The 18,866-nt window shown below is 69.2% G+C and carries 20 protein-coding genes; 14 read left to right on the top strand and 6 right to left on the bottom strand.

The genetic code is table 11. From position 1 onward, the window contains the following. Positions 1–422 precede the first annotated feature (422 nt). The 3 genes from WC326_14220 to WC326_14210 all read right to left on the bottom strand — a co-directional run bounded on the left by WC326_14220 (position 423) and on the right by WC326_14210 (position 2,632). Complete coding sequence (locus WC326_14220; protein ID MFA7332221.1) at positions 423–1,574, bottom strand: acyl-CoA dehydrogenase family protein; 1,152 nt, start codon at positions 1,572–1,574, stop codon at positions 423–425. A gap of 138 nt (positions 1,575–1,712) precedes the next feature. After that, positions 1,713–2,198, bottom strand: coding sequence for a hypothetical protein (locus WC326_14215; GenBank protein ID MFA7332220.1), 486 nt, complete (start codon positions 2,196–2,198; stop codon positions 1,713–1,715). A gap of 29 nt (positions 2,199–2,227) precedes the next feature. Beyond that, positions 2,228–2,632, bottom strand: coding sequence for a PepSY domain-containing protein (locus tag WC326_14210; protein MFA7332219.1), 405 nt, complete (start codon positions 2,630–2,632; stop codon positions 2,228–2,230). 137 nt (positions 2,633–2,769) lie between these two features. On the opposite strand from WC326_14210, the gene WC326_14205 reads away from it, so the two are divergent. From WC326_14205 to WC326_14195, 3 genes are read left to right on the top strand one after another with little or no spacing between them, the layout of a single operon-like run. Further along, positions 2,770–6,057, top strand: a complete 3,288-nt coding sequence (locus tag WC326_14205) for a S41 family peptidase (protein ID MFA7332218.1) — start codon at positions 2,770–2,772, stop codon at positions 6,055–6,057. After that, positions 6,054–6,404 (top strand): peptide chain release factor-like protein, encoded by a 351-nt coding sequence (locus WC326_14200; protein MFA7332217.1) that lies wholly within the window; start codon positions 6,054–6,056, stop codon positions 6,402–6,404. Before WC326_14205 ends, WC326_14200 begins: the two co-directional genes overlap by 4 nt. Then, positions 6,397–6,735: a hypothetical protein gene (locus tag WC326_14195; GenBank protein MFA7332216.1), complete on the top strand. Its 339-nt coding sequence runs from the start codon at positions 6,397–6,399 to the stop codon at positions 6,733–6,735. Before WC326_14200 ends, WC326_14195 begins: the two co-directional genes overlap by 8 nt. Here the strand turns inward: WC326_14195 and WC326_14190 are convergent. The 3 genes from WC326_14190 to WC326_14180 form a co-directional block, all read right to left on the bottom strand. After that, a complete protein-coding gene (locus WC326_14190; GenBank protein MFA7332215.1) occupies positions 6,732–6,911 on the bottom strand; it encodes a hypothetical protein in 180 nt (59 codons plus the stop codon). The two genes, WC326_14195 and WC326_14190, sit on opposite strands and share 4 nt — an antisense overlap. 247 nt (positions 6,912–7,158) lie before the next feature. Further along, complete coding sequence (locus WC326_14185; protein ID MFA7332214.1) at positions 7,159–7,548, bottom strand: acyl-CoA thioesterase; 390 nt, start codon at positions 7,546–7,548, stop codon at positions 7,159–7,161. A gap of 84 nt (positions 7,549–7,632) precedes the next feature. Continuing rightward, positions 7,633–9,414 carry a chloride channel protein gene (locus WC326_14180; GenBank protein ID MFA7332213.1) on the bottom strand — a complete coding sequence of 594 codons (1,782 nt, stop codon included), beginning with the start codon at positions 9,412–9,414 and terminating at the stop codon, positions 7,633–7,635. A 132-nt stretch (positions 9,415–9,546) separates the two neighbouring features. On the opposite strand from WC326_14180, the gene WC326_14175 reads away from it, so the two are divergent. The 11 genes from WC326_14175 (at position 9,547) to WC326_14125 (ending at position 18,851) form a co-directional block, all read left to right on the top strand. Further along, positions 9,547–10,230 carry a tRNA (guanosine(46)-N7)-methyltransferase TrmB gene (locus tag WC326_14175; GenBank protein ID MFA7332212.1) on the top strand — a complete coding sequence of 228 codons (684 nt, stop codon included), beginning with the start codon at positions 9,547–9,549 and terminating at the stop codon, positions 10,228–10,230. 11 nt (positions 10,231–10,241) lie between these two features. After that, a complete protein-coding gene (locus WC326_14170; protein ID MFA7332211.1) occupies positions 10,242–11,564 on the top strand; it encodes an aminopeptidase P N-terminal domain-containing protein in 1,323 nt (440 codons plus the stop codon). Between the two features lie 50 nt (positions 11,565–11,614). Further along, positions 11,615–12,649: an NAD-dependent epimerase/dehydratase family protein gene (locus WC326_14165; GenBank protein MFA7332210.1), complete on the top strand. Its 1,035-nt coding sequence runs from the start codon at positions 11,615–11,617 to the stop codon at positions 12,647–12,649. A gap of 30 nt (positions 12,650–12,679) precedes the next feature. After that, complete coding sequence (locus tag WC326_14160; protein ID MFA7332209.1) at positions 12,680–13,249, top strand: sigma-70 family RNA polymerase sigma factor; 570 nt, start codon at positions 12,680–12,682, stop codon at positions 13,247–13,249. Then, a complete protein-coding gene (locus tag WC326_14155) occupies positions 13,236–13,721 on the top strand; it encodes a hypothetical protein (protein ID MFA7332208.1) in 486 nt (161 codons plus the stop codon). Before WC326_14160 ends, WC326_14155 begins: the two co-directional genes overlap by 14 nt. Next, positions 13,721–14,338: a hypothetical protein gene (locus tag WC326_14150; GenBank protein ID MFA7332207.1), complete on the top strand. Its 618-nt coding sequence runs from the start codon at positions 13,721–13,723 to the stop codon at positions 14,336–14,338. Before WC326_14155 ends, WC326_14150 begins: the two co-directional genes overlap by 1 nt. Positions 14,339–14,506: 168 nt before the next feature. Next, on the top strand, positions 14,507–15,403 hold the full coding sequence (locus WC326_14145) for a hypothetical protein (GenBank protein MFA7332206.1): 897 nt from the start codon (positions 14,507–14,509) through the stop codon (positions 15,401–15,403). Between the two features lie 119 nt (positions 15,404–15,522). Further along, positions 15,523–16,392, top strand: coding sequence for an SPFH domain-containing protein (locus tag WC326_14140; GenBank protein MFA7332205.1), 870 nt, complete (start codon positions 15,523–15,525; stop codon positions 16,390–16,392). Positions 16,393–16,454: 62 nt separating this feature from the next. After that, the gene (locus tag WC326_14135; protein ID MFA7332204.1) at positions 16,455–16,631 is read left to right on the top strand and encodes a hypothetical protein; all 177 of its coding nucleotides are present in this window, start codon (positions 16,455–16,457) and stop codon (positions 16,629–16,631) included. Further along, entirely contained in the window at positions 16,628–17,047 is a 420-nt protein-coding gene (locus WC326_14130) for a hypothetical protein (protein ID MFA7332203.1), read from the top strand. The genes WC326_14135 and WC326_14130 overlap by 4 nt, the downstream gene beginning before the upstream one ends. 88 nt (positions 17,048–17,135) lie before the next feature. Continuing rightward, positions 17,136–18,851 (top strand): redoxin domain-containing protein, encoded by a 1,716-nt coding sequence (locus WC326_14125; GenBank protein MFA7332202.1) that lies wholly within the window; start codon positions 17,136–17,138, stop codon positions 18,849–18,851. Positions 18,852–18,866 lie beyond the last annotated feature (15 nt).

The following is an 18,866-nucleotide window of genomic DNA, read 5'->3' as shown; positions in this document are numbered from 1 at the left end:
GGAAGGAGCCGCTGCCGCCAGCGGAAGCCCGCCGGGAGGCGGGCTGACTCTGGCGAGTGAGAAAAAGCGCCTCTTTGGCTCCACCTTTCTGGCGCCAGCAGAAAGGTGGAAAACAAGGCGCCCGGCAGTTGTCGCGCTGGTGAGCAGATGGGTGGCAAGCCCCATCCCACCGCTCCCCGGCGTTGCCGGGTCGCGCCTTCCCCATACCCACGCGTGCGTGGGCCCGGGGCAGCGAGGGAAGGGAAGTGGCTTCGCCTCACACATGCCGTGGGATCCACCGGTCAAGCCGGTGGATGACGGAAACCGTAGCCGGGGGATGACGAAACCCGAGAGATTCGGTTTGTGCCCAATCCCGGGCACAAAAAAAGGCCCGCGCTGTCGCGCAGGCCTTGGCAGGTCCACAAATAACGAGGGCGCGGCTGCTAGCCCAACAGCAGCTTGGCGATGGTCATCAGCTGCATGTTCGTCGTGCCCTCGTAGATCGTGCCGATCTTGGCGTCGCGGTAGAACTTCTCCACCGGATACTCCTTGACGAAGCCGTAGCCACCCAGCAGATCCACGCAGAGGCTGGTGACCCGCTGGGCCATCTGGCTGCTGATCAGCTTGGCCACCGCGGCCTCGCGCACGAAGGGCTTGCCCGTCTCCCGCAGCCGTGCCGCGTTGTAGACGCAAAGGCGCGCCGCCTCCAGCTCCGCCGCCGCTTGGGCGAACTGGAACTGCACGCCCTGGAAGGCGGCCAGCGGCTTGTTGAACTGCTTGCGCTCGTTCAAGTAGTTCTTGGTGTAATCCAGGCAACCCTGGGCGAGGCCCACCATCTGGGCGCCGATGCCGATCCGGCCCTCGTTCAGGGTCTCGATGGCCACCTTGTAGCCCACGCCCGGCTTGCCCAGCACGTTGGCCTTGGGCACGCGGCAGTCCTTCAGCACCAATTCGCAGGTGGAGGAGGCACGGATGCCCAGCTTGTCTTCCTTCTTGCCCACTGAGAAGCCCGCGAAGCCGCGCTCCACCAGGAAGGCCGTGATGCCCTTGTGGCCGGCGGCGGGGTTGATGTTGGCGAAAACCAGGAAGAGGTCCGCCTCGCCGGCGTTGGTGATCCAGAGCTTCTGGCCGTTCAGCACGAAGTGGTCGTCCTGCTCCTCGGCGCGGCAGCCCAGGCCGAAGGCGTCGCTGCCCGAGCCCGCCTCGGAGAGGGCGTAGGCACCCAGCCACTTCTCCGCCAGCAGCGGCAGATAGCGCGACTTGACGTCCTCGCTGCCCCAGCGGAGCAGGGCGTTGATCACCAGCGTGTTCTGCACGTCCACCACCACGGCCACGGCGGCGTCCACCGTGGACATGGCTTCGATGGCCAGGCAACTCATGAAGAAGCTGCCTTCGGAGCCGCCCCACTTGTCGGGGATCTCGATGCCCATCAACCCCATTTCCCACAGGCTTTTCAGCAGCTTGGGGTCCATCTTGCCGTCGTGGTCCATCTGCTCGCGCAGCGGCAGCACTTTCTCGCGGGCGAAGTCGCGCACCGTCTCGTAGAAGAACTGCTCCTCCTCGCGGAGCTGGGTCAGGGCCGGATTCTCGGACATGGATTCTCCCGGGCTGCTGGGGTGTGCGGTGTGTGGGTCGTGAACCACCCGCGGACCCGTTCCCGGCGCCGGATCCCACCCGATTCGCGGGAATCGGCCGGGAGCGGGGACGAGAACGGGTCCGGGGCGGAGGGTCGGCTACTTGTATTCGACGGAGGTCGCGAAGAAGGTGATGTCCTTGACCTTCTTGGCCTGCTTGGCGGCCTTGTCCGTGTTCACCGGCGCCTTGCACTGGCCGGCTTCCTTCTCGGCCTTGGCGGCCTTGGCCGTCTCGCCGCCGGCGGCCTCGTCGGCGCAGTAGTCCATGTACTCGGCCACGGCGAAGCCCTTCATGGTGCAGGTCTTGCCGGCGGCGTTGGTGTCGAACTTGAAGGCGTCGTCCTTGGCGCGCACCAGGGCGAACAGGTCGCCGTCTTTGTAGTCGCCCATGGCCACCCACATCTTGCACCCGCTCTTGCAGGCGCCGACGATGGTGCCCTTCAGCACGATTTCCTTCTTCTCCAGCTTGTCGACGTTCTTGGCCAGCTCGTCCAGCGTGTAGGCCTGGGGCTTGGCGGCCAGGGCCAGCGAGCTGGTGAGCAGCAGGGTCAGGACCAGGGAGACGGTCCGGCGCAGATTCAACATGAGCAACTCCTGTGGTTTGGGTGTCGGGTTCACCAGCGGACGCGTTTGCGGATCCGCCAGTACATGACGATGCCGGTGATGGACAGCGTGCCCAGGCAGAGCGCCAGCACGTCGTAGAACAGCCGGCCCGGAAGGCCGCCGAAAAATTCGCCATTATGCAGGTCGATCACCACCCACATGATGGGCACCGAGTGGGCCTCCTCGGGGAAGAGATCCCCCAGGCCCTGGGCCTTGCGCGTGCGATCCAGCCGCTCCTGATAGGAGGCGGGCAGGATCGAGGTGGTGATGCGGCCATTTTCAAGGAAGTCGAAGTCGTGGTGATGATTGTAGAGGATGCCGGTCAGGGCGATGACGAGCAGCACGCAGGAACTGATCAAGCTCACCAGCTTGAAGTATCCGAAGCTGAACAAGTGGATTTTTCGCCAGACCTTCATCCGCCGCCCCATCCTTGAATTGCCCGCTCAATGAAGCAATCGACCCCTGCACTTGCCACTGGCAAGCAATTCGGCCCCGGCTGGCCAGGCGCTGCGCTGCGCTGGACCAAGCCGGGCATAGACGACGGGAGCCCTGCATGAATTCCCTCTCCCTGCGCGCCTTGGCGGGCGTCGCTGCGCTGACCCTGCTGCTGGGTCGCGCCGGATCCGTGCACGCCGCGCCGGCGGATGAGTCCGGCCCGGCCACCTGGTACCGCTATCCGGCCCTCTCGCCGGACGGCCAGTGGATCGCCTTCAGCGCCCTGGGCGACTTGTGGCTGGTGCCCGCCTTGGGCGGCACGGCCCGGCCGCTCACTCGGGACGTGAATCTGGAGACCAAGCCGGTCTGGTCGCCGGACGGCCAGTGGCTCGCCTTCGCCTCCGACCGCCACGGCAACTTCGACCTATTCGTGATGCCCGCCCAGGGCGGCGCGGAGCGGCGGCTGACCACCCACTCCGCCGGCGACTATCCCTGGGCCTTCAGCGAAGACGGCGCGCGGCTGATTTACTCCAGCGGTCGGATGGGCCTGCCCGCCAGCCGCCTCTATCCCGCCGGCTGGCCGGGCGAGGTCTACAGCGTGGAACTGGCCACGGGCGCCACGCGCAGCGAGACCCTGCTGGCCGCCGAGGAGATCTCCGTGGGCCCCCAGGGCTGGCTCTACGAGCGCGTGATCTCCGTCGAGGATGAGTTCCGCAAGCACCACGTCAGCTCGGCGGCGCGCGAACTCTGGCTGCGCCGGCCCGACGGCAGCCACGAGCAGGTCACGAACTGGGCCGGCGAGGATCGCGAACCCGTCTGGCGGCCCGGTGGCGGCTTCTGGTTCATCAGCGAGCGCGACAGCTGCCTCAACGTCTTTGCCGGCGAGCCCGGTGGCGCCGTGCGCCAGCTCACCCACCACAAGACCGAACCCGTCCGCGGCTTGAGCGCCTCCCGCGACGGCCTGCTCTGCTACAGCCAGGCCGGCGCGCTCTGGACCCTGCGTGAGGGCGGCAAGCCCCGGCGCTTGGCCGTGGAGCTGCGCGCGGATCGCCGCGCGGCCCATCCCGCCACCCTGCCTCTGGCCGGGGAGGCCAGCGAGGCGCTGCTCTCGCCCGACGGCCGCGAGCTGGCCTTCATCGCCCACGGCGAGGTCTTCGTCTGCTCGGTGGAGCATGGCACCACGCGCCGGCTGACGGACACGCCCGAGCAGGAACGCAACCTGGCCTTCGCGCCGGACGGCCGCAGCCTGGCCTACGCCGGCGAGCGCGCCAACTGCTGGCGCCTCTACCGCGCCACCCTGCCCCGCAAGCAGGATCTGCACTTCTTCAACGCCGCCCAGGTGGTGGAGGAGACGCTGGTGGACGGGCCGGACGACTGCTTCCAGCCGCGCTTCTCGCCGGACGGCACGGAGCTGGCCTTCCTGGCCAAGCGCACCGAGCTGCGCGTGCTGAACCTGAAGACCAAACAGACGCGCGTGGTCCTGCCCGAGCGCCTCAACTACAGCTACGCCGATGGGGACCAGGCCTACGAGTGGTCGCCGGACGGCCAGTGGTTCACCTTCCACTTCCCCGACAAGGGCCGCTGGTCCAGCGAGCTGGGCGTCGTGCCGGCGGCGGGCGGGCCGTGGCACAACCTGAGCCAGAGCGGCTTCGAGGACTACAATCCGCGCTGGACGGCCAACGGCAAAGGCATCCTCTACCAGACCGACCGCCAGGGCATGAAAAGCCAGGGCGGCTGGGGCGGACAGGAGGACGTCTACCTGTTGGCGCCGTCCCGGGAGGGCCTGGAGTGGTTCCGCCTGAGCGAGGAGGAACTGGCCGCGCGCCAGGAGGCGGACAGTCTGGCCGAGGTGGAAAAGGAGGAGGCTCCCCAGGGCAAGAAGGGGCGCAAGGCCAAGCCCGAGCCGGAGGAGGCGGAGGAGGATTCCGTCCACGTGACGGTGGAGCTGCCCGACGCCGACCGGCGCATCCTGCGGCTGACCACGGCCTCCGCCGTGCTGGCCGACTACCTGCTTTCCAAGGACTGCGAGACCCTCTACACGCTGGCCGCCTACACCAAGGGCTTCGACCTCTACGAGACCAAGCTGCGCAAGCACGAGACGCGCCTGCTGGGGGCGCTGGAGCTGGATCACGGCGCCTTCGTGGGCGCCACGGACGAGGCCCTCTTCCTGCTGGCGGCCGGTGGTCGGCTGCTCAAGTTCGACCTGGCCGAGGAGGCCCCGGAGGACGTGGCCTGCGAGCCCGAGATGACCCTGCGCCAGGACCGGGAGTGGGAGTACCAATTCGACCACATCTGGCGCCAGGTGCGGGAGAAGTTCTACAGCCCGGGCCTGCACGGCGTGGACTGGAACGGGCTGCGCGCGACCTACCGCCGCTACCTGCCGGCCATCGACCACCCGCGCGACTTCGCCGAGTGCATGTCCGAGCTGCTGGGCGAGTTGAACGCCTCGCACACCGGCTGCTTCGTCTCCTGGCGTCCGGAGGACGGCGACGCCACGGCGGACCTGGGCCTGCTCTTCGATCCCGCCTGGACGGGGACGGGCTGGCGCGTGGCCGAGGTGCTGCCCCTGGGGCCCTGCGACCGCAGCGACAGCCGCGTGCGCGCGGGACACACGCTGCTGGCCGTGAACGGCCGGCCGCTGGACGCCACGGAGGAGTCCTGGCTGGCCCTCAACCGGCGCGCCGGACAGCAGGTGCTGCTCAGCCTGCGCGACGAAAAGGGCGTGGCCTACGAGCAGACCGTCACGGCCGTGGCGAGCGGAGCGCGTCAGCGCCTGTTGTACGAACGCTGGGTCCGGCGCAACGCCGACGAGGTGGAACGGCTCTCCCAGGGTCGGCTGGGCTACGTGCACGTGGAGAGCATGGACGGCGGCAGCTACCGGCGCCTGGTGCACGAGGCCCTGGGCCGGCTGGCCGACCGCGAGGCCCTGGTGGTGGACAGCCGCCACAACGGCGGCGGCAACCTCACCAACCAGCTGATCACCTTCCTGGGCGGGCGGCGGATCTTCCGCAACGTGGTCCGGCCGGACCAGCACGTGATCGGCGAGGATCCCTGGCAGCACTGGCTGCGGCCCTCCATCGTGCTGATGAACGAGGCCAACTACAGCGACGCCCACTGCTTCCCCTTCGCCTACAAGGACAGCCAGCTGGGCCAGCTGGTGGGCATGCCCGTGGCGGGCACGGGCACCTCCGTCTGGTGGGAGGGCCTGATGGGCGGCCGGCTGGTCTTCGGCATTCCCGAAGTGGGCCTGATGGATGAGCAGGGCACCTTCCTGGAGAACCACCAGCTGGAGCCGGACATCCGCGTGGACAACACGCCCGGCACGGTGAGCACGGGGCAGGACTTGCAGCTCCAGGCGGCCGTGGCCGCGCTGCTGCGCGAACTGGGACCGACGAAGCAGCCATGAGCCTGGATTTGGACCAGCTGCTGCGCGAGTGTCTGGTGCGCCGTTCCCGGGGATCCGGGCCGGGCGGCCAGCACCGCAACGTGACCGAGAGCCGCGTGGATCTGCTGCACCTGCCCAGCGGGCTGCGCGTGGTCTGCGACGAGACCCGCAGCCAGCATCAGAACCTGCAGCTGGCGCTGTTGCGGCTTTCTCTCAAGCTGGAGGCGGCGGCCCGGGTGGTGACGCCGCGGGTAACCCGCGTCAAGCGCCTGCGCCGGGTGCAGGAGCGGATTCTGGGGGAGAAGCGGCGTCTGGGCGACCTGAAACGCCAGCGCCGGCCGCCGGACAAGGGAGGCGAGGATGTCTGAGCATTTGGATCCGCTGGAGGCCAACCTTCCCCCAGCTCCGCCCCGTCCGCCGCTGCGCTTCGCGCTGGTTGGCCTGGCCGTGTTTCTGACGGGGACCGCGCTCTCCTACTTCCTGTTCACTGTGACCCTGGTGCTGGCGGCGCCCAGCCGCAACACGGCGCTGGGCATCCTGGGGGTCTTTCTGATGGTGGCGGGCTCGGGCATCAGCAGCACGCTGGCCCTGGTCTTGTATCACCGGCTCGGCACGCGCTGGCAAGAGCGCCAGCTGCAGGCCAGCCAGGGCGGAGTCTTCGGCGGCGACGCACGCTCAACCGACCCCGGGCGGGACTAGTCGCGCTGGCGCTCCAGGGCGGCCACCCGGCGCTCGAGATCCGTCACCCGCGCCTCCAGCTCTGGCTTGGCGGTCGGGCCCGCCAGGCGCTGCTTGAGATGTTTCACCACGTCCAGCGCTTCGAACAGCAGGATGACCACCACCACCGCTGCGACGACGGAAACGATACCCCACATGGGATCCTCCCTGCCCCGGGTCCAGCCTGTCGAAGGGTTGGACAATCGGGTACGGTTGAATGTCGAGTGCCGACCGGTTGTTCGGCTGACTTGCCGGGACTTCGAGTCAATGCTGATTCAATGCCGGAATGCCGGGAACCTGATTCTCGCGCTCTCCGTTTGGCCGCGGCGCCCCCGGAACCTCCCTTCTAGGGGCGGGCGGGGGGCAAGAGGGAGGGCGCGCCTGTTCAAAATTCAGAACCTCCCCTCACGCCTCCGGCAGCGCCAACTTCTTTCCATCGACGTCCACCCGCACAAAACTCACGGTCGTGGAGAAGATGGCCTCCCCGATGGCCGCGCCGCCGCTCTGTCCGTGGGGCGCCGCGCCCTCGCTGCCCGCCCGGCTCACGTCCACCTGGTAGTCCACCGACGTGGTGCCGCGCCGCACGCGGTGGATGTCCAGCTTGAGCAGGCTGCCTGCCCGCACGTTGTGGCGGAACTCCACCCGATTCATGGCCACTGTGACGAAGCGGCAGCCCGGGTAGTCCAGACTGGCGGCGATCCAGGCGGTCTCGTCCACCCACATCAGCAGGTAGCCGCCGAACAGGAAGCCATACTGGTTGAGGTGCTCGGGTCGAACGAGGACGTGGTGTTCCATTAGCTCTCCCTCGACCCGCCGGGTCGGACCAGTACATGATGCTCCATTGTCTCTCCCTCGGCAATTCCTGTGGCTGGCCGGGCGCTATTTGAACACCCAGCGGTTCTGCTGTCGCAGCAGCTGGCGATTTCGCAACACGCGATTCAGGCTCTGGTTCAGCGCCGTCCGACAGACGATGCCGAGCAGGCGGCCCTCGTCGTCCAGGACGGGCAGATAGTCGAAACCCACCTGGTCGAAAGCCTCCTTCAGATCCCCCAGCGAGGTGGCGGGCGTGATCCGCGGGGTGGGCTCCGCCACCTCCCGTGTGCGGATGATCGAGAGCGCGCGCTCCTGGCCGATGATGAAGCGCAGGTCGGCGAAGTTCACCATGCCCACCACCCGGCCCTGCTCGTCCACGGCCACCAGATCCTTCAGGTCGTGCTCCGTGAAGGCCGGCAGGATCTCCTCCAGCGAGTGGGCCGCCGGCACCTGGGGCCGCCGCGGGTCCAGCAGCTCGTCCGTCCGGCGCTCGTTGAGTTCCTGGGCCGGATCGTTCTCTTCCAGCAGATTGGCCTTGCGCAGTTTGTAGAGGTAGAGCGAGCGATCGCCCACCAGCAGCTGGATCACCAGCGTGCTGGCGGCGACGCTGATCATCAGCGGCAGGGTCATGTCGTAATTGTTGGTCATCTCGATCAGCAGCAAGAGAGCCGTCAGCGGGATGCCGTTGATGCCGGCCAGCACCGTGCCCATGCCCGCCAGGATGAAGATCACCGGACTGCTGCTGATCTGCAGCTGGACCATGACCAGACCCAGCGCGCCGCCCAGCATGGCGCCCATGAACAGGCTGGGGGCGATGATGCCGCCGAAGCCACCCAGTTCGATGTTGAGTGCGGTGAGCAGGACTTTCAGGGCCAGCAGGCCCAGCGCCAGCAGGAGGGGAATCTCGCCGGCCAGCAGTTGGTTGATGCCGTGATACCCAACGCCCAGCACCTGGGGCAGGCGCATGGCCACCAGCCCCAGCACCAGCCCGGAGAGGGGCGGGAAGATCCAGCGCGGCCAGGAGCGCAGGCGGCCCCAGACCAGCTTGGCCAGCAGGCCCGACCAGCGGCTGAACCCCACGGAGACCAGTCCGCCCGCCACGCCCAGCAGCAGGAACCAGGGCAGTCCGGCCGCGCCGGGCACCTGGAAGGCCGGGATCAGGAAAACCTGGTGCTGGCCCGTCAGGGTGTGGCTGACCACGTTGGCCACCACCGAGGCCATGATCAGCACGCCGAAGGTCACGTCCTTCAGGTCGTTGAGCAGGATGATCTCCAGCGTGAAGAAGACCCCGCCCAGTGGCGCGTTGAACATGGCGCTGATGGCCGCGCCTGCGCCGGCGGCGACCATCACTTTCATCCGGGCCGGTGAGACGTGGAAGAACTGTCCCATCCACGAGGCCACGCCCGCGCCGAACTGGACGGCCGGGCCTTCCGGCCCCACGCTGCCGCCCGTGCCGATGTTGAGCGCCGGTGCGAAGAAGTGGAACAGCGTCGTGCGGGGCTCGATCAGGCCGTCGCGCTGCTTGAGCGACTTCATCACCTCCACCACGCCCTTGCGCGCGGCGACTTCGGGGAAAAAGTGCGCCAGCAGGGCCTGCAACACACCGCCCAGCACAGGCACCAGCAGCAGCACGCCCCAGGGCAGGGCGGCGAACCCGCTCTCGCTGGTGTGGAAGAAGAGGTACTGGAAGCCCCACATCAGCCGGTGGAAGAAGGCGCCCAGCAGGCCCGCCCCCAGGCCGATGATCACGCTGTAGAACAGGGTCAGGCCGTACTCGGAGTGCTCCTGGGTGCGCAGCCAGGACCGGAGCCGGGTGAGTCGGGGCAGAAGTCGGTGTCGCAGATCCATGCCGGAATGTAGGATAGGCGTGCGAGCGCCCCGGCAGGACTCCGGCGGCGGGGCGGGCGTTTTCACGGCTGGGTCGAATTGGTAGTTTCGAAGCGTCGGGGTGAGCCGGGAGCGAATCAAGCGGGAGAGGTCGTGGGGCGCAGTCGAGTCAAGGGCAGCCTGAAACGCGCCGTGTACGACCACCCCGGCGAGATCCTCACGGACAGCGGCGAGATGCGGCAGCGCCGGGGCCGCTGGGCCGAGTCCTTCGGCGAGGCGGCGCCCCTGCACCTGGAGGTGGGCATGGGTCGCGGCCGCTTCCTGGCGGAGTTGGCGGCTCGGGACGAGCCCGTCAGTTATGTGGGCGTGGAGATCAAGCCCGACCGCTGTGTGACGGCGCTGGAGAAGATTCGCCGCCGGGCCCGCCGGCCCTTCGTCGTGCTCAACGCGGCCGTGGAGATCCTGCCCCAGCTCTTCCTGCCGGGCGAGGTGCAGCGGATCTACCTCAATTTCCCCGATCCCTGGCCGGCGTACATGTACCGCGGCCGGCGCCTGTTCAACACGGCCTTCCTGCGGCTCTACCAGGGTTTGCTGCCCGTGGGCGGTGAGCTCTGGTTCCGCAGCGATCAGGCCGCCTGTTATGAGGAGTTGCTGGCCAGCCTGCCGCCGCGCCTGCGGGTGGAGGAGCACGGCTGCGACTACCACGCCGGCGGCCACGAGTTCACCATCTTTCAGACCGAGTACGAGCGCCGCTACCGGGCCGCGGGCGCCACCATCCATCACGCGCGGCTGGTCAAGACCGGGTCGGGGATTCTGGAAATCCGCGCCGGTTGCTGAAAGGAGATCCCATGCACGCAGAGTTCCGGGCCCGCTTCTTCGAGGCCATGGGCGACGGCGTCGCCCTGCTGGCCGCTCCCGGGGAGGTCCTGCGCAACCACGACACGGAGTACCGCTACCGGCCGGAGAGCGCCTTCTGGCAGCTGACGGGCCTGGACGAGCCCGACGCCGTGGCCGTGCTCTGGAAGCGCGGTCGCGAGCGGCGCTTCCTGCTCTTCGTGCGCCCGCGGGATCCCCAGTTGGAGATGTGGAGCGGCCGGCGGCTGGGGCCGGAGGGTGCCCGGCGGGAACTGGGCGCCCAGGAGGCCCATCCCCTGGCCGAGTTTCCCACCCGCCTGGACGACCTGCTCAAGGGCCACACCCGCCTCTTCCTGCCGCTGGACGGCGGCGCATTGCAGGTCCAGGTGCTGGGCGCGCTGAACCGCCTGGTGCGGCGTCGCAAGCAGCCGGGCGCGCTGCCCGAGGAAGTGCGCGACGTGAAGCGCGTGCTGGCCGAGCTGCGCCTGCGCAAGACCCCGCCGGAGCTGGCGCGGATGGAGCACGCCTCGCGGATCACGGGCGAGGCCTTCCGCGAGGTCTTCCGCCACACCCGCCCGGGCGTGGCCGAGTACCAACTGCGGGCCGTGTTCCCCTACATTTACGGCGTGCTGGGCGGCGACTGGGCCTTCGAGACCATCGTGGCCGCGGGCGCCAACGCCTGCACGCTGCACTACGTCAGTTGCCGCGACACCTTGCAGGACGGCCAGCTCGTGCTCTTCGACGCGGGCGCGGAGCTGGACTACTACGCGGCCGACGTCACCCGCACCATTCCGGTCAACGGCCGCTTCAGCAAGGACCAGGAGCTGCTCTACCGCCTCGTGCTCAAGGCCCATCAGGCCGCCGTGGCCGCCGCCGCCCCGGGCGTGCCCGTGGACGACGTGCACGCCGCCGCCGTGCGCGAGACCACCGAGGGCCTGCTGCAGCTGGGCCTGCTCAAGGGCCGGCTGGAGACGAATCTCAAGAAGCAGGCGCACAAGCGCTGGTTCCCCCACGGCACCTCGCACTGGCTGGGCCTGGACGTGCACGACGCCGGCGACTACGCCCTGGACCACGGGCCGCGCCTGCTGGAGGAGGGCATGGTGATCACGGTGGAGCCGGGTCTCTACCTGCCCGCCGACGACAAAAAGGTGCCCGAGCGCTTCCGCGGGATCGGGATCCGCATCGAGGATGACGTGCTGATCACGGCTGGCGGCCGCCGGGTGCTGACCGAGGGCATTCCCCGCGACCCGCGCGAGATCGAGGCCGCCATGCAGTCCCGGCCCAAGTACCTGAAGGCCCTGCCCGGGTTGAAGTAGGGGCGGCGGGCCGTTCACCAGTCGCCGGAGTCCGGCCGCGAGGGAGGAACATGCGCTTCGTGCTGACCGGCGCCACGGGCTTTCTGGGCAGCGCCCTGCTGGAGAGACTGCTGCGGGAGGGCGAGTCCGTCCTGGCCCTGGGGCGCGACCCGGAGCGGCTGCGGCGCGCGCTGCCCGCCGGCGTGGCGGTGGCGGCCTTCGACCTGGAGGCTCCCCAGGCCCCGGCGGGCCTGCTGCCCGGCGACGTGCTGATCCACTGCGCGGCCCTGCTGGGCAACGCCGAGGCCGACCGCGAAACCTACCTGCGCTGCAACACCGAATCCGTCCTGGTGCTGGCCCGGGCCGCCCGGGAGGCGGGCGCCGCGCTGTTCCAGTTCATCAGCTCCGTCTCCGCCTGTGGGCCCACGGGCTCGGCCGGACAGCCGCTGCGCGCGGAGAGCCCCTTCCGGCCGGCCTCCGTCTACGGCGAGAGCAAGGCCCGGGCCGAGGGGCAGCTGGCCACCCTGACCGGCCTGCGCGTGCAGGTGCTGCGCCCGCCCGTGATCTACGGCCCGGGGGCCAATCGCCACAGCTCGGCCTCCAAGGTCTTCCGCCTGCTGCAGGGACCGCTGTTCTTCCGCCGGGGGGGCGGGCACCACTTTTTCAACGTGATGGCCCGGGAGAACCTGGTGGATGCCCAGCTCTTCCTGGCCCGGCGCGCGCTGGCCGGCGCGCCTCCTCCTCCTGCCATCCAGCCGAGCGGACCCCCTGTGGCCGACACCTGGATGCTGCGCGACGATCCCTGCCCCAGCATGCGCCAACTGCAGGAGTGGATCGTGGAGGTCTATGGCCGGCGGCCGCTGATCCTGCCCTTGCCCTGGTGCCTGCTGGCCGGTCTGGGCATCGTGGGGGACGGACTGCGCACCCGGGGCCGGGCCTTTCCCTTCAGCCGGGAGATCGCCCGGGGCTTCGGCACCAGCGGGTATTACTCCGACATCAGTCCGCTGCGCGCCGCCGGCTGGACTCCCCCGCTGGAGGCCCGGGCGGCCATCCAGCGCACGGCCCGGGCCTATCTGGCGGCCCATGCGGCGACCTCCGCGCAATAAACCCGCCCGCGATCCGTTCCAGGACAGGTGATGACCGACGCCGAACTCATCCAAGCCTGGCGCGACGGAGGCACCTGGGCCATGACCCGGCTGGTGGAGCGCTGGCGCGGCCCCTTGTACGGGTATCTGCTGAAGTACACGGGTCGACCGGCGGACGCCGAGGACTTGTTCCAGGACACCTGGGTGCGGGTGCTGGGCGCCCTGCCGCGCTACGAAGAGCGCCAGCAGTTCAAGGCCCTGCTGTTCACGGTGGCCTCGCGGCTGGCCATCGACCACGCCCGCCTGCGCGGCCGCCAGCGCTCCCGGCACGTGGAGGAACAGGACGACGAGCCGCTGCTGGAGACCCTGCCCGCCGGTCTGGACAGCTGCCCGGAATGGCGCCTGGCGGAGCGCCAGCGGGGCGAGACCCTGCGCCGGGCCATCGACGCGCTGCCCGATGTCCAGCGTCAGGTGGTGCTGCTGCGGTTGGAGGCGGAACTGAGTTTCCAGGAGATTGCCGCAGCCCAGGACGCGCCCCTGGGCACGGTGCTGCCGCGCATGCACCGCGCAGTGAAGAGCATCCGGCGTTACTTCAAGGAGCGTGGCCATGAGTTGCCCTGAACCGCTTGCCCGCGAGATCCTGCAGGACGTCGTGGAGCGGGACTTCGCCGAACTGGACGCGGCCTGGGAGCGCCTGCCCGAGTCCAGCCTGCCCGCGGGGCTGACGGAACGCACGCTGGCCCGCCTACGTGCTGAGGGACTATTGGAGGCGCGCGTGGTGCGCGTGGACTGGCGCCGGCGCTTGGCCGGTCTGTCCGGGGTGGCCGCCGCCCTGCTGTTGGTGGCCGCTCTACACCTCTGGCCGGGCGGCGGGTCCGGCCCATTGGTGGCGGGCAGCCCCGCGCCCATCCAGGACTGGGCCGCCGGGCTGGAGCTGCCGGAACTCTTCGAGAGTCCGCGGCACGAGTTGCAGGTGCGCCTGGAGCGGGTGAGCCAGTTGCTGCCCGCGGCAGAAGAATCGGAGGTGGTCGACGGGGCCGATGAGCTGCGCACCCGCCTGGACCGCCTCTCAGAGGAACTGGAGGCCTTCTGATGATCACGCGACATTCATCTTTCGGCGCGCGGTTGCGCGGCCTGTTGCCCCTGCTGGTGGCCCTGCTGCTGGCGTTGCCCGTCCCGGCCGCGGCCCAACGGGCCCGGCCCCGGGAGCGGCAGGAGGCCCGCCAGGCCACCCGGGACGTGTTTCAAGAGCAGCGGGACGAGATCGTCCAGTTCGTCCGCCAGCACTTTCCCGAGAAGGCCCGGCTGCTGGAGGATCTGCGCAAGCGGAACCCGGCGGAATTCCAGCGACGGCGCCAGAAACTGGCCGAGGAAGTGCGGCGGCTGATGGAACTCGAGCGCGAGAATCCCGGGCTCTTCAAGCTCCAAGTGGAGGAGATGCGCCTGCGGGACGAGCTCAACCGCCTGGCCCGGGACCTGCGCCGGCAGCGCGAAGGCAGCCGCGAGCGCCAGGAGTCGGCCAAACAGCTGCGGGACTCCCTGGAGCGTTCCTTCGATCTGCGGCAGAAGATCAAGCAGGGGGAGCTGGAGGACCTGCGGCAGCGGCTGGGCGAGCTGGAATCCTCCCTCAAGCGGCGGACCGAGCGCCGGGCCCAGCTGATCGAGGAGCGCTTTCAGCAGTTGAGCGAGTCCGGCGAGGAAGACTGGTAACCCGCCCGCGTGGCAGATCCGCGTTTCGTTCACCACACTGGGGGCATGAGCAGGTGCCCCCTTCTTTTTTTGCACGGCATTCGCGGTTCCCGACTTGCCATCCAGTCGGAGCTGGGCCCGCGGATCATCTGGCAGTTGGCCGACGAAGAGAATCCCCTTGGACACCTGATGGCGCTGCACCACGATGGCGAAGCCCCGCCGCGTCCGGTGGATCCCGCCCGCCCCGTCTTTCCCCTGGATTTGGAGCCCGACGTGCACGGCCTCTTCGTGGAGTGGGCCCGGGCGCGCGGCGAGTTGCTCGCGCCGGTCTGGGACTGGCGCCTGCCGCCGTCCGCGGTGGTGGGGGACCTGGCCGCGGGACTGCCCACCGGCGAATTGGACGTGGTCGTGCACAGCATGGGCCTGCACATCCTGGCCGAGCTGGCAGCGCGCGGGTTGCTGCCGCTGGAACGCGTCCGCCGGCTGGCCCTGGTGGCGCCGGCCTTCGGCGGGGCGCTGGACATCCTGCACGTGCTGCTTTCGGGCTGTGATCGCGAATACGACGGGGCCGACGCCACCGGCCGCTCCTATGGATCGGTGGTCCGCGGGCTGCCCGCCCTGTATCACCTGTTGCCCGTGCCCGGCCACGGGCTGCTGCAGGACTCTGCCGGCCGGGAGCTGGACCCGCTGGAGCTGGAGCGCTGGCCGTTGGACGGCTGTGTTCCCGGTGGGCGACAACACGAGATTCTGGGCCGCTTGTTGGCGCGGGCGCGGCACGAGCGCGGCACGCTGCAGGACTTCGCGCGGACCCTCCCCGCCCTGGGCCTGCGGCTGCGCATCCTGGCGGGGTGCGGAGTGCCCACGCCCGCGCTCTGCCGCATGGACGGCCCGGGCATGAGCTGCGCCTCGTCCCACGTGGAGATGCGACGCGACGGGGACGGCCGACTGGCCCTGTCTGCCCAGCTGCCCCTGGGCTTCAGTCTGCCGCACCGCGTGTTCGGCGACGAGGGCGATCCGGTGGCCCACGGCGAAATCCTGCGTCGCCCCGAGGTGCTGGCCAGCCTGGCCGCCTTCCTCGATTCCTGAGCCCACTCCCAACAACTGACCTCGCGCAAGCGTCAGATCTCTGCTCTGCCCAGCCGGATTTCGGGCTTGCGGGTTAGATATCGGGATGATATCATCCAGCTATCAATTCAGGAGGACCCATGGTCAAAGACAAGATGATCGTCTCAACCAGCGGCTACGGCATGTTGGGCCTCAGCCTGCTGATCGCGCTGGGGGGAGTGGGCGTGGTGATCGGGGCCGCCAGGGCGGATGCTCCGCTGGGCGCCGTGGGCGGGTTCCTGCTCATCCTGGGCGGCGTGCTGCTGATGGCCGGACTCTTCATCGTCAACCCCAACGAGGCCCGCGTCCTGCAGCTCTTCGGCAACTACACGGGCACGGTGCACGAGCCCGGGCTGCGCTGGGCCAATCCCTTCTTCTCCAAGGCCAAGGTCTCCCTGCGCGTGCGCAACTTCGAGACCAACAAGATCAAGGTGAACGACAACCACGGCAATCCGGTGGAGATCGCCGCCGTGGTGGTCTGGCAGGTGGTGGACAGCGCCGAGGCGATTTTCGAGGTGGACGACTTCAACAACTACGTCCACGTGCAGAGCGAGTCCGCCGTGCGCAGCATGGCCACCAACTATCCTTACGACGCCCACGGCAGCTCGGAGATCAGCCTGTCGGGCAACACGGCGGAAGTGTCCACGCGCCTGCAGGACGAGATCCAGGAGCGGCTGGAAAAGGCGGGCGTGCGCGTGATCGAGGCGCGGATCAGCCACCTGGCCTACGCCCAGGAGATCGCCGCCGCCATGCTGCAGCGCCAGCAGGCCGCCGCGGTGGTGGCCGCCCGGCAGCAGATCGTGGAAGGCGCGGTGGGCATGGTGGACATGGCCCTGGCCAAGCTGGCGGAGCGCGGCATCGTGCGCCTGGATGAAGAGCGGAAGGCGGCCATGGTCAGCAACCTGCTGGTGGTGCTCTGCAGCGACCGCCACGCCCAACCGGTGATCAACACCGGGACCTTGTACAACTAGGCGGGTGGGTAGGGACACGATGCATCGTGTCCCTACGTGACACACGAGAGATGGGGGCCCCCATGGCCGAACGCAAGGCCTTCCTGCTCCGGTTGGACCCGGCGCTGCACGCCGCCCTGCAGCGCTGGGCCGACGACGAGTTGCGCTCCCTCAACGGTCAGCTCGAGTTCCTGTTGCGGCGCGAGCTCCAGCGCGCCGGCCGTCCGCTGCCCCCCGTTCCCGACAAGGAGGAGACATGAACAACCGCGCCGTCCGGATCCTGCTCGGCGGCTCCATCCTGCTGCTGGTGGCCGGCCTCTTCCTGTGGCGCACAACGGCCGCCAACCCGGACATCTCGACGCCCGTCCTGTTGCCCGTGATCCTGGCGGCAATCCTCGCGGGAGCCATGTTGCTGTGGAGTGTCAAGCACGACCGCCGCAAGCGGCTTCGCGACCGGCCCGAGACGCGCGCCCGGCGCCAGCTCGGCGCGCTGGTGGGCGGCTGCGTGGCCGTGGGCGCCCTGGTCTGGGATCGCTTGCATGCGCCGGGCCAGGCCCTGGCCGGTTCGGACGGCTCTCGAGGGTCCTGGCTGGTGTTGGGCGCGATTCTGCTGTTGGCCGCCGTCATGGTCATCGTCAAGCGTCTGCAACGGGACCGCGATCGCCAGGCCCGCTGAGTTGGGCTTGCTCCCGGCCCTCTTCCACGCCACCTTGCAGCGGCGCCCGCGGCGCCCCATCCTCATCCATGCCGCATCGGAGGTTTCCATGACCGCTTCCCGTTCCCTTGTGCTGCTGGCGCTGGCTCTGGCCTGCGCCGGCCCGTCCACGGCCAGCTACTTCATCGGGGACGAACCCCCGGACTTCACCTGCGACGACACCGCGGGCACTCCCTGGACGCTTTCCGAGCAGCGCGGCAAGGTGGTCCTGATCAACTTCGGCCAGACCGCCAGCCAGCCCTGCGACTCGTCCTTCGCCCACCTGCAGCCGGACTTCGTCGCGGCCTACGATCCGGCGGTCTTCAGCTTGGTCCACATCGACGCCGCCAACCAGTCCGCCCAGGAGCTGATCGACTACTGGAGCGCTTACGATCCCCAGTTCCCGATTCTCACCCAGTGCGGCGAGCTGCTCACTGAGTGGGGCGACGGCTTCGTGCCCCACACGGTCATCCTGGACCCGCTGGGCATCGTGCGCGGCAACTGGATCGGTTTCTATCCCGCCTTCTGGCCCCAAATGCACACGGTGATCGAGGCCGCCATCAACCCCACCGGCCTCTACGTGGCGGAGTTGGAACTGAGCCTGACTACGGGCGACGGTGACGAGATCCTCGAGCCCGGCGAGGCGGGCGAGTTGTTGGTCACGCTGGAAAACCTGGGCGGCCTGGCCGTGGGGGACGTGCAGGCCACCCTGCTGAGCGAAACGGAGTGGGCATCCGTCACCCAGTCCGCCAGCGCCTTTCCCGATTTCGCGCTGGGCGCCAGCCACGTGGGTGACACGGCCTTCAGCTTGAGCATCGACGCGGACGCCCCCGCCGCCCTGGACGCGCCCTTCCGCCTCCACCTGAGCACCAGCCTGGGCGAGGCCGAGCTGCGCTTCAACCTGGAGGTGGGACGGCGCACGCCCTACTGGACCCACGACGCGGAATCCGCCACGGACGAGTGGACGCACTCGCCCACTCCCACCTGGACCGACAACTGGCACCTGAGCACGGAGAGCTCCAGCAGCCCAACCCACGCCTGGAAGGCCGGCAGCCCCACCACGGGCAACTACAGCAACCACGCGGATTGCCGCCTGGTGAGCCCGGCGCTGGAGCTGCTGGACTGGAGCCGGCTGAACTTCCGGCACCGGATGGCCGCCGAGGTCTCCACGGCCTTCCCGGATTCGGCTTATGACGGCGGCATCGTGGAGATCAGCACGGACGACGGGGCCAATTGGGAGCAGCTCTTTCCCATGACGCCCTACAACAAGGCCTTCCGCGCGCTCTCCGGCGGCGGCAGCCCGGCCACGCACAACTTCGCCGGCCAGACTCCGTGTTACAGCGGCGTCTTCCCCTGGGAAGACGCGGTCTTCGACCTGGCCGCCTACAACGGCCAGACCGTGCGCCTGGCCTTCCATTTCGGCAGCGACAACGGCGGTTCGCTGGAAGGCTGGTACGTGGACGACCTGGAACTGGTCGCCCCCCAGGCGGACTCCGCTCTGCCCGGGCCCACCACGCGCCCGGCGGATCACGCCCTGCTCAGCGCTTGGCCCAATCCCTTCAATCCCAGCACGCGCGTCGAGCTGGAGTTGCCCCAGGCCGGTCCGGCCCGGCTGGAGCTCTACGACCTGCAGGGGCGCCGCGTGCGCAGCCTGCACAGCGGCCCGCTGGCCGCCGGACGACACGAGCTGCGCGTGGACGGCGCGGGCCTGGCCAGCGGCCTCTATGTGCTGCGGCTGGAGACGCCGCGGGAATCCCAACACCTGAAACTGCTGCTGCTGCGCTGAGCGCGGCTGAGCGGC

This window comes from Candidatus Delongbacteria bacterium (genome assembly GCA_041675285.1).
Taxonomy (GTDB): Bacteria; CAIWAD01; CAIWAD01; order CAIWAD01; family CAIWAD01; genus CAIWAD01.
The sequence above is the reverse complement of the archived record's forward strand: the minus strand, read 5'-3'. Positions and strand labels throughout refer to the sequence as shown.